This window comes from Massilia luteola, from assembly GCF_034420155.1.
In the GTDB taxonomy this organism is placed as follows: domain Bacteria; phylum Pseudomonadota; class Gammaproteobacteria; order Burkholderiales; family Burkholderiaceae_D; genus Telluria; species Telluria luteola.
Genome location: NZ_JAXOFN010000044.1, coordinates 1 through 14489 on the forward strand (window position 1 = coordinate 1; position 14489 = coordinate 14489).

The following is a 14489-nucleotide window of genomic DNA, read 5'->3' on the forward strand; positions in this document are numbered from 1 at the left end:
CCAGCGAATCGTCGACGTCGGCCTTGATGCGCTGCAGCGCGTCGAGCAGCATCTTGTCGGTGTCTTTCAGCTCGACGGTGACGTCTTGCATATAGGGCTTCGAATCCTTGTCCGGATCGTAGCGGTAGATTTTCAGGTGGACTGTGCGTGCCATGGTTTGCCTAAATTAGAACGTGCGGGGCTTCGGTTTGAACGTGTCGACGGTGAGCGGCTTGGTCGTGACCGGCTTGTAGTCGAGGCGATTGCCTTCCGAGTAGAACAGCGTGTGCTTCATCCAGTTCTCGTCGTCGCGGTGCTCGAAATCGCTGTGGGCGTGGGCGCCGCGCGATTCCTTGCGCGCCGCCGCCGACACGACGGTCGCCTTGGCCACTTCGATCAGGTTGTCCAGTTCGATCGCCTCGATGCGCGCCGTGTTGAACACCTTCGACTTGTCCTTGAACGAGACGTGCTTGCGGCGCTCGTCCAGCGCCATGATCTCGCGCACGCCCTCGTCCATCAGCGCCTGCGTACGGAACACGCCGCAGTGCTTCTGCATCGTGGCGCGGATCGCGTTGGCCACGTCCTGCACCTTTTCGCCACCGGTCGAGTTTTCCAGGCGGTTCAGGCGGCCCAGCGCGTAGTCGGCGAAGTCCGCCGGCAGCGCGCGGTTGCCCTGCTCCTTCAGGTTCTGCGCGACGATGTGGTTGCCGGCCGCGCGGCCGAACACCACCAGATCCAAGAGCGAGTTCGTGCCGAGACGGTTCGCGCCGTGCACCGACACGCACGAGCATTCGCCGATCGCGTACAGGCCATTGACCACTTTCTGCGAACCGGTGCCGTCCGGGGTGACGACCTGGCCGTGGATGTTGGTCGGGATGCCGCCCATCTGGTAGTGGATGGTCGGGACGACCGGGATCGGTTCCTTGGTCGCGTCGACGTTGGCGAACTTGTGGCCGATTTCCAGGATCGACGGCAGGCGCTTGCGGATCGTGTCCGCGCCGATGTGGCGCAGGTCGAGCAGCACGTGGTCCTTGTTCGGGCCGACGCCGCGGCCTTCCTTGATTTCCTGGTCCATCGAGCGCGACACGAAGTCGCGCGGCGCCAGGTCTTTCAGCGTCGGGGCGTAGCGCTCCATGAAACGTTCGCCGTTCGAGTTGATCAGGATGCCGCCCTCGCCGCGCACGCCTTCCGTGATCAGCACGCCCGCGCCGGCCACACCGGTCGGGTGGAACTGCCAGAACTCCATGTCCTGCAGCGGGATGCCGGCACGCGCCGCCATGCCCAGGCCGTCGCCGGTGTTGATGAAGGCATTGGTCGACGCGGCGAAGATACGGCCCGCGCCGCCCGTGGCGAACACGGTCGTTTTCGCCTGCAGCATCATGACGTCGCCCGTTTCCATTTCCAGCGCGACGACGCCGAGGACGTCGCCGTCGGCATTACGGACCAGGTCCAGCGCCTGCCACTCGACGAAGAAGTGCGTGCGCGAGCGGACGTTACGCTGGTACAGCGTGTGCAGCAGCGCGTGGCCGGTACGGTCGGCGGCGGCGCAGGCGCGCTGCACCGGCTTCTCGCCGAAGTTGGCGGTGTGGCCACCGAACGGACGTTGATAAATCGTGCCGTCCGGGTTGCGGTCGAACGGCATGCCGAAGTGTTCGAGCTCGTACACGACCTTCGGCGCTTCGCGGCACATGAATTCGATGGCGTCCTGGTCGCCCAGGTAGTCGCCGCCCTTGACGGTGTCGAACATGTGCCAGAACCAGTCGTCTTCCGACATGTTGCCGAGCGCGGCGCCGATGCCGCCCTGTGCGGCGACGGTGTGCGAACGGGTCGGGAAGACTTTCGACAGCACGGCCACATTCAGGCCGGCTTCGGACAACTGCAGTGCGGCGCGCAGGCCGGATCCGCCGGCGCCGACGATGACCACGTCGAAATGACGGACGGGGATTGCGGGTTTGATTGCTGCCACGATTACACGCTCCAGAGAATTTGCACAGTCCAGGCGGCGCAGGCGAGCAGCCAGAGCACCGTGGCGATCTGCAGGGTCAGGCGGATGCCGACCGGTTTGACGTAGTCCATCCAGATGTCACGGATGCCGACCCACACGTGGTAGAACAGGCCGAAGAACGTGACCATCGTGAAAAGCTTGAACCACTGGCGGGCGAACAGGCCGGCCCAGCCTTCGTAGGTGAAATTCTGCCCGGTCAGGAACGAGACCAGCAGGATGACGGTAAACACGACCATCACGATGGCGGTGACGCGCTGCGCGAGCCAGTCGCGCATGCCGTAGTGCGCGCCGACGACGAGGCGGCGCTGTCCGATGTTGTTGGGGGTAGCCATGATTAAAACACTCCGAACAGTTTGAGGGCGACCAGCAGGGTCAGGGCCAGGCTGACGACCAGCACCCAGCGCGCGGTGCGCTGCGCGGCGTCCTTGTCGAGGGCCATGTGGTTGTCCATGAACAGGTGGCGGATGCCGGCGCAGAAGTGGTGCAGGTAACCCCAGGACAGGCCTAGGATGACGATCTTCGTGAACGGATGGCTGACGATCCCGGCGAAGTGCGCAAACGAGATCTCGGAACGGACGCTCTGCTCGAACAGGTAGAGCAGGAACGGCAGGAAGAGGAACAGCACGAAGCCGCTGATACGGTGCAGGATCGACACGATGGCTGACGGCGGCTGCTTGTAATTCATCGTGATGTCCGTAATGCTCACATTACGGATCGGCTGCCCTCTTTTTTGCGCGTTTTTCACGGCTTCGGACATTGGAACACCTCCCTTAAAACTGACTTATTTATATTGGAACCCGGACTACGCCGATTTTGCGACCTGCACGGATTCCGGCTTTTTCGCTGCCAGATCCAGGCTGAAACGCGCCGATCGGGCCTCTTCGACGCTTTCCCAAAATCGAAACATTGTAATCGCTGCCAGCGATTACTGCACCAGCATAGAGCCAGCGCAAAAACTATTCAGGACAATTCGTTTTGGTAATGATGCTTGGCGGTCAGATACAATCCGCGCCGCAATTCCACCGCTTTATCCCCATACGTGAACGACAGCCGGTCCGCGCACAGCAAGGGCGTTCCTTCCGGCACTTTCAGCGCCAGCGCGCTCGGCGCATCGGCCGCCACGGCCCGGATCTTTTCCGTCGCGCGGATCATGCGCGTGCCGAATTCCGATTCGAACAGGCCGTACATCGGCCCCTTGTATTCCGCCAGGCGCTCGCCCGTCAGTCCCTTGAACAGCTGCCCCGGCAACCACAATTCCTCGAGGATCGTGGGCGCGCCGCTGTCGCTCATCAGGCGCTTGATGTAGACCACGGCGTCGCCCGATTTCAGGTCGAGCAGGCGCGCCACCTCGGCCGGCGCGCGGATGCGCTTGACGTCGAGGTATTCGTGCTCGAAATGCTGGGGGACGCCTTCGTCGGGCATCAGCTTGAGGAAACGGAAGTGGGCGCGCGCCTCGTTGTGGGTGGCGACGAACGTGCCCTTGCCCTGGCGGCGCACGACGAGGTGCTCGGCGGCGAGTTCGTCGATAGCCTTGCGCACGGTGCCCTGGCTGACCTTGTAGCGGCCGGCCAGCTCGACTTCACTGGGGATCAGCTCGCCCGGTTTCCATTCGCCGGACTGCAGGCTCTGCGTGATGAGCGCCTTGATCTGTTGGTACAGTGGCGAAAATGTGGGCGATGGCGCCGCGCCGCCGACAGCGCTGCCGGCGCCCGTAGTCGTGGCGCCATTGCTGTTCGGATTGGACGAGGCTTGGTTCATAGACTGCGATTTTTTCATAAATCCCCTGGTCCGTCCAGTGAAGAAACCCTCGGATTATGTGTCTTATATAAGACATATGATATGAATTGACAGATGGAATGGCGCAGGACTACACTCGCGGTCGATCGAGCGTGGGCGCCCGCCTGCCAGCAATGCGCCACACGCCCGCTTCCCAAGATGGCGCTTTTGGTATCATTGCGGTTTTCCCAAACAGGCGTATCCTTCTGCGTCGCCCCGTTTTCTTTCCCACTTTGGAGATTCATCATGGCTAAAACCCCTAAGCGCGTTGCCGTAACCGGCGCGGCCGGCCAGATCGGCTATTCCCTGCTGTTCCGCATCGCCAACGGCGACATGCTGGGCAAGGACCAGCCGGTCATTCTGCAGCTGCTCGAAATCGACAACGAAAAAGCACAGAAGGCGCTCAAGGGCGTCATGATGGAACTGGAAGACTGCGCATTCCCGCTGCTGGCCGGCATGACCGCCCACAGCGATCCGATGACCGCGTTCAAGGATGCGGACGTCGCCCTGCTGGTCGGCGCCCGTCCGCGCGGCCCGGGCATGGAGCGTAAAGACCTGCTGGAAGCCAACGCCCAGATCTTCACGGTGCAAGGCAAGGCGCTGGACGCCGTCGCGTCGCGTGACGTCAAGGTGCTGGTGGTCGGCAACCCGGCCAACACCAACGCCCACATCGCGATGAAATCGGCCCCGAACCTGCCGGCCAAGAACTTCACCGCCATGCTGCGCCTGGACCACAACCGCGCCCTGTCGCAAGTCGCGGCCAAGACCGGCACGGCCGTCGGCGACATCGAGAAGATGATCGTCTGGGGCAACCACTCGCCGACCATGTACGCCGACTACCGTTTCGCCACGGTCAACGGCAAATCGGTCAAGGACCTGATCAACGACCAGGAATGGAACGCCAACACGTTCCTGCCGACCGTCGGCAAGCGCGGCGCCGCCATCATCGACGCCCGCGGCGCATCGTCGGCCGCATCGGCCGCCAACGCCGCCATCGACCACGTGCGTGACTGGGTGCTGGGCACCAATGGCAAGTGGACCACGATGGGCGTCCCGTCGGACGGTTCGTACGGCATCCCGGAAGGCATCGTCTTCGGCTTCCCGGTGACCACCGAAAACGGCGAATACAAGATCGTGCAAGGCCTGGAGATCGATCCGTTCTCGCAAGAGCGCATCAACCTGACGCTGAAAGAACTGAACGAAGAGCGCGCGGGCGTCGCTCACCTGCTGGGCAAGTAATCCCGGCAACGCAAACGTCTGGTGGGCACGGGGTGCCCACCCTACGAATTGCCGTGTGCCGGCGGCACGCACACGCTTGGTGGGCACGGGGTGCCCACCCTACGGCAATATACCGTTCGTAGGGTGGGCTCCCCGAGCCCACGTAATGCATATCCAGGACTCGACATGCATCCTTCCGAGGTTTTATTCCAGGGCCAACGCCAGCCGCCGCTGCTCCCTGCCTGCGACCACTACGCCGGCAGCGAGAAGCTGATGCGCAAATCGATGGCCCTGCAACAAGAACTTGGGCCGATTTTCGACATCACCTTCGACTGCGAGGACGGCGCCAGCGCCGGCGCCGAGCGCGCCCACGCCGAACTGGTGGCCGCGCTCGTGAACGGCGACGACAACCGCTTCAACCGCATCGGCGCGCGCCTGCACGACGTCACGAGCAGCCATTTCGAGCAGGACGTCGAGATCATCGTGGGCGCCGCCGCCCGCAAGCTCGGCTACGTCATGCTGCCCAAGCCGAACAGCCTGGAAGACGTCCTGCGCGCGCAGGAATCCGTCAACCGCGCCGCGGCGAATGCGGGACGCGACGCCCTGCCGCTGCACGTGCTGATCGAGACGCACGGAGCCCTGCACGACGTGTACGCCATCGCCGCCCTGCCCCAGGTCGAATCGCTGTCGTTCGGCATCATGGACTTCGTCTCGGCGCACTACGGCGCGGTGCCGGCCGCCGCGATGCGTACGCCAGGTCAATTTACCCATCCACTCGTCGTCCGGGCGAAGCTGGAGATGGTTGCCGCATGTCATGCACACGACAAAGTCCCCTCGCATAATGTGACGACCGAGATCAAGGACAGCGCGGTGGTCGCCAACGACGCGCAGCGCGCCGCCGCCGAGTTCGGTTTTACCCGCATGTGGAGCATCCACCCCGACCAGATCAAGCCGATCGTCAAGGCGTTCACGCCGCGCCTGGCGGAAGTGAACGAGGCGACCAACATCCTGGCCGCGGCGATGGCGAACGATTGGGGCCCGATTGCCCACGCCGGCCGCTTGCACGATCGCGCCAGCTACCGATATTATTGGACGGTGTTGCAGCGCGCGAAGCTGGCCGGCCTTGCGCTGCCGGATGCCGCGGCGGCACTCGTCAATCAACCGGAATCCATCTGATGTCCATCACTCTGAAACAAATCGCCGCCGCCTGTGCCCTCGCGCTCGCGGCCGCCGGTGTTTGCGCGCCGGCATCCGCCACCACCCACGACACGCACCCGAAGGCGACCAAGGTCCTGAAGGCAAAGGCAAAGGCAAAATCTTCCAAGCATAAAAAAGCCAAAAAGGAAGACGTCAAGCAGGAAGTCGCCGACGACGAACCGGAACCGGACGTCACGGACACGACGCTGGCCGAATACTCCTGCGAACTGGACAACAAGGTCGCCATCTACCGCAACCCGATGGACGACAGCCACATCGCGCTGCGCTGGAAGAACCACCTGCGCCGCATGGACAAGGTCGGCACGACGACGGGCGCGCAGCGCTACGAGAATGCGAAACTCGGCCTGGTCTGGATCGGCATCCCGTCGAAGGGTATGCTGCTCGATTCGAAGCAGAGCCGCCAGCTGGCCAACGAGTGCAAGGACGCCGAGCAGCAGGCCAAGCCGGTGATGGCCTCGGCACCGGCCGAGAAGAAAAGCTGATGCCTGGGCGCGGAATGCAACCGGGCGTCGTCCCCGCGTAGGCGGGGATCCAGTTTTGCGTCCCGGCACGCGTCCTGCCTGGGCCCCCGCCTCCGCTGGGGTGACGGCGTAGCGAACCGGGTTTATCGCAGCAACAACAAAATCCTCTACTGAAGGGAGCTTTTATGTCTCACAACACGCTGAACACGCTGAAGGAATTCCCCATCGCGGCGGGCCAGACCGGCCAGTTCCATTCCCTCCCGGCCCTCGCCGAATCCCTGGGCGTGAACCTGTCGCGCCTGCCGGTGTCGATCCGCATCGTCCTCGAATCCGTGCTGCGCAACTGCGACGGCAAGAAGGTCACCGAAGAGCACGTCCGCCAGCTGGCGAACTGGAACCCGACCGCCGCCCGCACCGAAGAGATCCCGTTCGTCGTCGCGCGCGTCGTCCTGCAGGACTTCACCGGCGTGCCGCTGCTGGCCGACTTGGCCGCGATGCGCAACGTCGCCGCCAAGAACGGCGCCGATCCGAAGAAGATCGAGCCGCTGGTGCCGGTGGACCTGGTCGTCGACCACTCGGTCACCATCGACCACTTCCGCACCCCGGACGCGCTCGACCTGAACATGAAGATCGAGTTCCAGCGCAATAACGAGCGCTACCAGTTCATGAAGTGGGGCATGCAGGCATTCGACACGTTCGGCGTCGTGCCACCGGGCTTCGGCATCGTGCACCAGGTGAACCTGGAGTACCTGGCGCGCGGCGTGATGAAGAACGACGGCATGTACTACCCGGACACCCTGGTCGGCACCGACTCGCACACGACCATGATCAATGGCGTCGGCGTCGTCGGCTGGGGCGTCGGCGGCATCGAGGCGGAAGCCGGCATGCTGGGCCAGCCGGTCTACTTCCTGACCCCGGACGTCATCGGCGTCAACCTGACCGGCACGCTGCGCGAAGGCTGCACCGCGACCGACCTCGTGCTGACCATCACCGAGATGCTGCGCAAGGAGAAAGTCGTCGGCAAGTTCGTGGAATTCTTCGGCGAAGGCACCGCCTCGCTGTCGACCACCGACCGCGCCACCATCGGCAACATGGCACCGGAATACGGCGCGACGATGGGCTTCTTCCCGATCGACGACAAGACCATCGACTACTTCCGCGGCACCGGCCGCACCGAAGAAGAACTGGCCGCCTTCGAGAACTACTTCAAGGCCCAGCAACTGTTCGGCATCCCGCGCGCCGGCGACATCGACTACACGCGCGTCGTGTCGCTCGACCTGGCGACCGTCACCCCGTCGCTGGCCGGTCCGAAGCGTCCGCAGGACCGCATCGAACTGGGCAACGTGAAGGGCAACTTCGCCGACCTGTTCTCCAAGCCGACCAGCGAAAACGGCTTCAACAAATCGCCGGAAGACCTGTCGAAGGTCTATGAAACGACCAACGGCCTGCGCGTGAAGAACGGCGACGTGCTGATCGCCGCGATCACGTCGTGCACCAACACGTCGAATCCGAGCGTCATGCTGGCCGCGGGCCTGCTGGCCAAGAAGGCCGTCGAAAAAGGCCTGACGGTGGCACCGCACATCAAGTCGTCGCTGGCGCCGGGATCGCGCGTCGTCACCAACTACCTGGAAGCGGCCGGCCTGCTGCCGTACCTGACGCAACTGGGCTTCGGCGTGACCGCCTACGGCTGCACCACCTGCATCGGCAACGCCGGCGACCTGACCCCGGAGCTGAACGCCGCGATCACGTCGAACGACATCATCGCCGCCGCCGTCCTGTCGGGCAACCGCAACTTCGAAGCGCGCATCCACCCGAACATCCGCTCGAACTTCCTGGCCTCGCCGCCGCTGGTCGTCGCCTACGCGATCGCCGGCAACGTCACGCGCGACCTGATGACGGAACCCGTCGGCAAGGGCTCGGACGGCGTCGACGTCTACCTGGGCGACATCTGGCCGACCTCGCAGGAGATCCACGACCTGATGAAGCTCGCGATGAACTCGGACGTCTTCAAGGCCAACTACGCGGACGTCAAGGGCAACCCGGGCGCGCTGTGGGAAGCCGTGGCGTCGGTGTCGGGCCAGGTCTACGACTGGCCGGAGTCGACCTACATCGCCGAGCCGCCGTTCTTCAGCGACTTCGAGATGACCCCGAAGGCCGCCGCGGCAGGCATCGCGGGCGCGCGCGCGCTGGGCGTGTTCGGCGACTCGATCACCACCGACCACATCTCCCCGGCCGGCTCGATCAAGGAAGACGGTCCGGCCGGCAAATGGCTGAAGGACCACGGCGTCATCAAGGCCGACTTCAACTCGTACGGCTCGCGCCGCGGCAACCACGAGATCATGATGCGCGGTACGTTCGCGAACGTCCGCATCAAGAACAGGATGATCCCGCCGAAGGCCGACGGTTCCGCGGTCGAAGGCGGCATCACGCTGCACCAGCCGGGCGGCGAACAGCTGTCGATCTACGACGCGGCCATGAAGTACATCGCGGAAGGCACCCCGACGATGATCTTCGCGGGCGAAGAATACGGCACCGGCTCGTCGCGCGACTGGGCCGCGAAAGGCACCCAGCTGCTGGGCGTGAAGGCCGTGATCGCCCGTTCGTTCGAGCGCATCCACCGTTCGAACCTGGTCGGCATGGGCGTGCTGCCGCTGCAGTTCCTGGGCGACGACAGCGTCGATTCGCTGGGCATCACCGGCAACGAAACCTATGACCTGAAAGGCCTGGAAGGCGAGATCCGTCCGCAGATGCAGGCGACCCTCGTCATCCACCGCGCCGACGGTTCGACGAAGGAAACGTCGGTCCTGCTGCGCATCGACACGCCGATCGAAGTGGATTACTACAAGCATGGCGGCATCCTGCCGTTCGTGCTGCGGCAGCTGCTGGCTGCCTAAGCCGAGGCAGTCAGGGGGCAGAGGGGTCAGAGCCCGGTGTTTCCTTGGGTCAGAGGGGTCAGAGCCCGGTGTTTCCTTTGGGGCTCTGACCCCGGTGCTTAGAGGCGTCGCGTCTAACCACCGGGGTCAGAGCCCAACCATCATCGGTGCTTAGAGACGTCGCGTCTAACCACCGGGGTCAGAGCCCAACCATCAACACCGGGCTCTGACCCCTCGCTCTGCCCCCTCGCTCTGACCCCTCGCTACGTCTCCGCCCACATCCGCAACAGGTTGTGGTAATGCCCCGTGAGCGCCACCAGCGCCGGCCCGTCCCCATGCTGCGCGCGCAAGGCCTGGATATTGGTGTCGAGCTCGAACAGCATCGCGCGCCTGCCGTCGTCGCGCACCATGCTCTGCACCCACAGGAACGATGCCACGCGCTCGCCGCGCTCCACCTTCCGCACCTCGTGCACGCTCGACGACGGGTACACGATCGCGTCGCCCGCCGGCAGCTTCACCTCGTGCGTGCCGTAGGTGTCGATCACGGTCAGCTCGCCGCCGTCATACTCTTCCGGATCGCTCAGGAACACGGTACACGACACGTCGGCGCGCACCGTCGCCCCGCTGCGCTGCGCGCGGATGGCGCCGTCGACGTGCGGGCCGTAATGCTCGCCGCCCGCATAGCCGTTGAAGTAAGGTGGCAGGATGCGCAGCGGCAGCACGCTCGAAAAGAACAGCGGGTGCGCCATCAGCGCGGCGCTCACGACCTGGCCCAGTTCCACGGCCAGCGGCGACCCTTCCGCCAGCTGGCGGTTGCGCTTGACCTGTGCGCCCTGGCTGCCGACGCTGGCGCGGCCGTCGATCCAGTCGGTGGCGGCCAGGCGCGCGCGCATGGACTTCACCTGGTCCGGGCTCAGCACGCCCGGGATATGCAGCATCATCGTTCACTCCTCATGAAACAAGCCCTCGACGCCGGGTAGCGCGGAGGGCTTGCGGTTCGCTGGCGGCTCGCGGAGCCGGATCAGAACCTGACGTTGGCCGACAGCGTCGCCGACCGTCCCGGCGCCACGCCGGCATAGTGCGGCGACGAGACTTTGTCGAAGTACAGCTTGTCGGTCAGGTTCTGCACGTTCAGCTGCAGGCTGACGTCCTGGTTCAGCGCATAGGTGGCCATCGCGTCGAAGCGGGTATAGCCGGGCGCCCACTTGTTGTTGTTCACGTTCGCGTAAAGCATCGACATCGAATTCAGGCCCATGCCGAACGTGAGGTCCTTCGTGACGGCATACGTCGTCCACAGCGACGCCGAGTGCTTCGGCGTCGCCGGGAAGCGGTTGCCGTTATAGGGCGATGCCGCGTACACCGGCGCCGCGGTCGTACCGACGTTCAGATAGCCATTGTCCGCGATTTCCGCGTCCAGGTAGGTGTAGCCGCCGAACACGCTCCACTGCGACGACAGCTTGCCCGAGAAGCCCAGCTCCACGCCCCTGACTTCCTTGCGGCCGACGTTCTGCACCGTGCCGTCCGGGGACGTCACGCGGGCATTGTTCATCGTGCTCTTGAACACGGCCGCCGTCAGCGACAGCCGGCCGCCCGGCATCACGTCCCACTTGGTGCCCAGCTCGATGTTCTTGCTGCGCTGGGGCTGCAGGTTCTGCACGGCCACCGTCAGCGCATCGAGGCCGTCGCCGCCGTCGTTGCCCGGCGGCGTCGCCGACGTCGCATACGCCAGATAGATGCTGCCGTTAGTCGCGGGCTTGTACACGAGGCCCGTCTGCCAGCTCCAGAAATTGCTGTCGACGTCCGCCTGCACGGCCGCCGTCGTCGCCGTCGGCAGCGTGTTCAGCGTGCTCTGGAAATCGTCGTACCGGCCGCCCACGTTGAGCTGCCACTGCTTGTTGAATTCGATGGTGTCGAACGCGTACGCCGACTTCGTCTTGGTGTTCACGTGCGTCAGCGCGCCCGACACGGTGCGGGTGTACGCCCACGGATCGTACGGGTTCGGATCGGCCAGCGTCGTGCAGTTGTACAGCGTCGTGCTGCCCGACGTCGGGCAGGTGAACGTGCCCGTCAACGGATTGTTCGTGCCCGGCGTGAAGACGTAGGCGGCGCGGTCCGTCGTCTCGCGGTCGAACTCGATACCCGCGTTGTACGTGTGCCTGACGCCCGCCGTATCAAGATTGCCGGAGAGGCTCGTCACGTTCGTCGCGGTGCGGGTTTCCGTCACGCGCGTGTTGGCGCGGCGCCAGACGGTGCCGTACAGGACCGTGTTGCCCTTCGAGTCGTCGGGCTGGGTCCAGACGTAATCGTTGTTCGACTTGCCGTAGCGCGTGACGTTGCGCAGGGTGATGCCGTTGGCCAGCCGGTGGCGCAGGTCGACGGTGGCGATGTCGCTCTTGGTGTCGCGGAAGTCGCGGTTGGCCAGGCCGTAAAAGGTCGAGCGGTCGACGGCGAACGGTTCGCCGTTGCCGTTCTTCGCGACGTTGAGCCCGGTCGTGACCGGGTTGTTGAACGGGATGCCGGTGTCCGGGATTTCGTGCGACGTCATGTGGTAGACGCTGACGATGGCGCGCGTCGGGCCGGTCAGGCCGAAGGTCACGGTCGGTGCGATGCCCCAGCGCTTGCCGCCGACGACGGCGCGGCCCGGCACGTCGGCTTCGTGCGCCATCACGTTCAGGCGGAAGGCGCTGTCGCTGCCGATGTTGCGGTTGATGTCGCCCGTGAGGCGGCGGTATTTGTCGCTGCCGATGCCGATGCCGGCGTGGTTGAAGTCATAGGCCTGCGCCGTCTTGGTGACGAGGTTGACGCCGCCGCCGGCCGACGAGCGGCCGCCGTAGGCCGAGTTCGGGCCCTTCACGACTTCGACCTGTTCCACGTCGAAGATCTCGCGCGACTGCGAACCGGAATCGCGGATGCCGTCGATGTACGTGTCCGTCTGCGCGTTGTAGCCGCGGATGAACAGGTTGTCGCCGACTGGGTTGCCGCCCTCGGCCGCGCCGATGGTGATGCCGGGCACGGTGCGCAGCGCGTCCGTCAGCGACGTGGCGCCCGTCTGCGCGATGACGTCGGCCGGCACGACCGTGATGGATTTAGGCGTGTCGAGCAGCGGCGCGGTGAATTTGTCGTTGGCCGATGCCTGCTGCTGGTTGGCGCCCGTCACCTGCACGCTCGGGATGGTGGGATCGGGTGCGACGTCGGGGCCGGCATGCGCGACGGCGGGCAGCGCCAGCGATGCCAGCACGGCCAATGTGGGGCCCGGCAGCGTGCGCGCGTGCTTGCGGCTCGTGATGAAGGACGTCGGGGTGGCGCTGTCGTTGTTCTTGATTGTCATGGTGTGGGGCTGGCCCTGCCGGGAGTCTCTGTGCGTCGCGACTGACAGGAATATTAATGAGAACGATTCGCATTATGATTCCTATTATTGCTTTTGACAAGCACTGACGGACAATCGATGCCGGGGCGACGCGCGAACACGACGGCACCGATATTGCCGCAGTGTTACTGGGGTGTGGCCGAATCAACTACAATACCGGGGATAAGGGTTTATCATGGCCCTTGGATCTCGATCCAAAGAATACGACCCACCCTTACCGAAGAGACTCCCCAAGCGTATGCGTCGCCCTTCCAAAGACTCACCCAAACTTTCGGCAGAAAGCCAGCGTCTCATCAGCCTCAGCAACGCCATCGTGCAGGCCGCCAGCCGCGTTGAAGAACGGGCCTGGGAACGCAACCTCGACGCCCAGCTGCAGAAACTGCTCAAGACGAACCACCAGGACACCATCGATGCCGCCCTCAACGTCCTGTTCAAGGGCGATCTCGCGGTCTACGATGTGCTGATGGACGGCGTCGAGGCGGTCAGCGAGTCCTCGACGATGACCGAGCAGGCCAACGACGGCGCCGAGACCACCTGGCAGGCCCTGCTCGTGGCCGCGCCGATCCTGGCCTGGACCCGTTTCTCGATCGCGTCCGGCACGATCCCCGGCGACATCCTGACCACGCTGACGGCGCACTTCGGTGCCCACCTGCTGGCCGACAACACCAAGGTCGCCATCGCGCCGACGCTGTACTCGATCGACCAGTTGCCGCGCACCCACGCCGAGACCTATACCCTGACGCACAAGCTCGCCGCCGCCGCCCACAAGGGCTCGACGGTGAAGCCGGCCGCGCCCGGCCCGGACACGTCGCAATTCCTGGCCGACACGCGCTACCTGCTGGTGGCCGTCATCGCCCCGCAAGGCGCCCCGCTGTTCCGCTGGCAGGAACCGCAGCACCACATCAACTTCGAAGCCGAGCGCGAAAACGCCCTCGAGCAATGGCGCGCCCAGGCCGGCCCGAACATCGGCCGCCTGCTGCCGGGCTGCGGCGTCGAACTGCTGCTGCCGGAAGCGTATTACGTGGCGTGCCGCGAGGCCGATAAGCTGATCCGCCCGGTGTCGATCCGCGCCGCCGTCCACTACCTGACGAACACGCTGGCCGTGGAACCGAACGACCTGCGCGCCGTCATCGCCGGCTTCGGCGACGAGATCAACGACAGCCAGGTCGACGAATACCGCGTCGGGTTCACCCTGCGCCAGTCGTCGGACGTCGTGTACGGCATCGTCTGGCCCCTGTACGGCCAGGAAGACGAGGAAGGCACGCCGATGGAAGGCCCGGCCGGCGGCGGCGACCGCCCGCTGGCGCCGCTGGACGAGATCGTCAAGCACCTGAACGACGTCGGCATCAGCCACGTCAAGCGCATCGGCGAACGCTATGTCGCCGAGTACTGCGACGACTGCGGCGCGCCGCTGTTCGCCGACCCGAGCGGCGAGCTCGTGCATGCCGAGATGCCGGAAGACACGCCGGCGGGGAACGAGCACTTCCACTGATCGTGCCGTCGGTGGGCACAGGATGCCCACCGTACCTGCTTTCCCCAAAGATCGTGCCCAAAACCGGGCTCTGACCCCGAATTGTCGGTTAGTTCGCCAG

12 protein-coding genes are annotated in these 14489 nt (G+C 64.8%); 5 read left to right on the forward strand and 7 right to left on the reverse strand.

Going from position 1 to position 14489, the window contains the following annotated elements:
• From U9J41_RS26845 to U9J41_RS26865, 5 genes are all read right to left on the reverse strand, one after another.
• On the reverse strand, positions 1-154 hold a 154-nt coding region (locus tag U9J41_RS26845), incomplete at its 3' end, for a 2Fe-2S iron-sulfur cluster-binding protein (protein WP_322405269.1).
• Between the two features lie 12 nt (positions 155-166).
• Positions 167-1945 carry a succinate dehydrogenase flavoprotein subunit gene (gene sdhA, locus U9J41_RS26850; RefSeq protein ID WP_322404969.1) on the reverse strand — a complete coding sequence of 593 codons (1779 nt, stop codon included), beginning with the start codon at positions 1943-1945 and terminating at the stop codon, positions 167-169.
• 2 nt (positions 1946-1947) lie between these two features.
• The gene (gene sdhD / locus U9J41_RS26855) at positions 1948-2316 is read right to left on the reverse strand and encodes a succinate dehydrogenase, hydrophobic membrane anchor protein (protein ID WP_322404968.1); all 369 of its coding nucleotides are present in this window, start codon (positions 2314-2316) and stop codon (positions 1948-1950) included.
• Between the two features lie 2 nt (positions 2317-2318).
• The gene (gene sdhC / locus U9J41_RS26860) at positions 2319-2741 is read right to left on the reverse strand and encodes a succinate dehydrogenase, cytochrome b556 subunit (protein WP_322405238.1); all 423 of its coding nucleotides are present in this window, start codon (positions 2739-2741) and stop codon (positions 2319-2321) included.
• 203 nt (positions 2742-2944) lie between these two features.
• Complete coding sequence (locus U9J41_RS26865; RefSeq protein WP_322405239.1) at positions 2945-3742, reverse strand: GntR family transcriptional regulator; 798 nt, start codon at positions 3740-3742, stop codon at positions 2945-2947.
• A gap of 264 nt (positions 3743-4006) precedes the next feature.
• On the opposite strand from U9J41_RS26865, the gene U9J41_RS26870 reads away from it, so the two are divergent.
• From U9J41_RS26870 to acnA, 4 genes are all read left to right on the forward strand, one after another.
• A complete protein-coding gene (locus U9J41_RS26870) occupies positions 4007-4999 on the forward strand; it encodes a malate dehydrogenase (RefSeq protein ID WP_322405240.1) in 993 nt (330 codons plus the stop codon).
• 165 nt (positions 5000-5164) lie between these two features.
• Positions 5165-6154, forward strand: coding sequence for an HpcH/HpaI aldolase/citrate lyase family protein (locus U9J41_RS26875; RefSeq protein ID WP_322405241.1), 990 nt, complete (start codon positions 5165-5167; stop codon positions 6152-6154).
• Positions 6154-6678 carry a hypothetical protein gene (locus U9J41_RS26880; RefSeq protein ID WP_322405242.1) on the forward strand — a complete coding sequence of 175 codons (525 nt, stop codon included), beginning with the start codon at positions 6154-6156 and terminating at the stop codon, positions 6676-6678. The genes U9J41_RS26875 and U9J41_RS26880 overlap by 1 nt, the downstream gene beginning before the upstream one ends.
• 164 nt (positions 6679-6842) lie before the next feature.
• Entirely contained in the window at positions 6843-9551 is a 2709-nt protein-coding gene (acnA, locus tag U9J41_RS26885) for an aconitate hydratase AcnA (protein WP_322405244.1), read from the forward strand.
• A 242-nt stretch (positions 9552-9793) separates the two neighbouring features.
• Here acnA and U9J41_RS26890 read toward each other — a convergent pair whose 3' ends face one another.
• Together U9J41_RS26890 and U9J41_RS26895 are read right to left on the reverse strand one after the other, a co-directional pair.
• On the reverse strand, positions 9794-10471 hold the full coding sequence (locus U9J41_RS26890) for a Fe2+-dependent dioxygenase (protein ID WP_322405245.1): 678 nt from the start codon (positions 10469-10471) through the stop codon (positions 9794-9796).
• Positions 10472-10551: 80 nt separating this feature from the next.
• On the reverse strand, positions 10552-12858 hold the full coding sequence (locus U9J41_RS26895; RefSeq protein WP_322405246.1) for a TonB-dependent receptor: 2307 nt from the start codon (positions 12856-12858) through the stop codon (positions 10552-10554).
• Between the two features lie 277 nt (positions 12859-13135).
• Between U9J41_RS26895 and U9J41_RS26900 the strand changes: the two genes are divergently transcribed.
• On the forward strand, positions 13136-14389 hold the full coding sequence (locus U9J41_RS26900; RefSeq protein WP_322405247.1) for a DUF2863 family protein: 1254 nt from the start codon (positions 13136-13138) through the stop codon (positions 14387-14389).
• Positions 14390-14489: the final 100 nt, after the last annotated feature.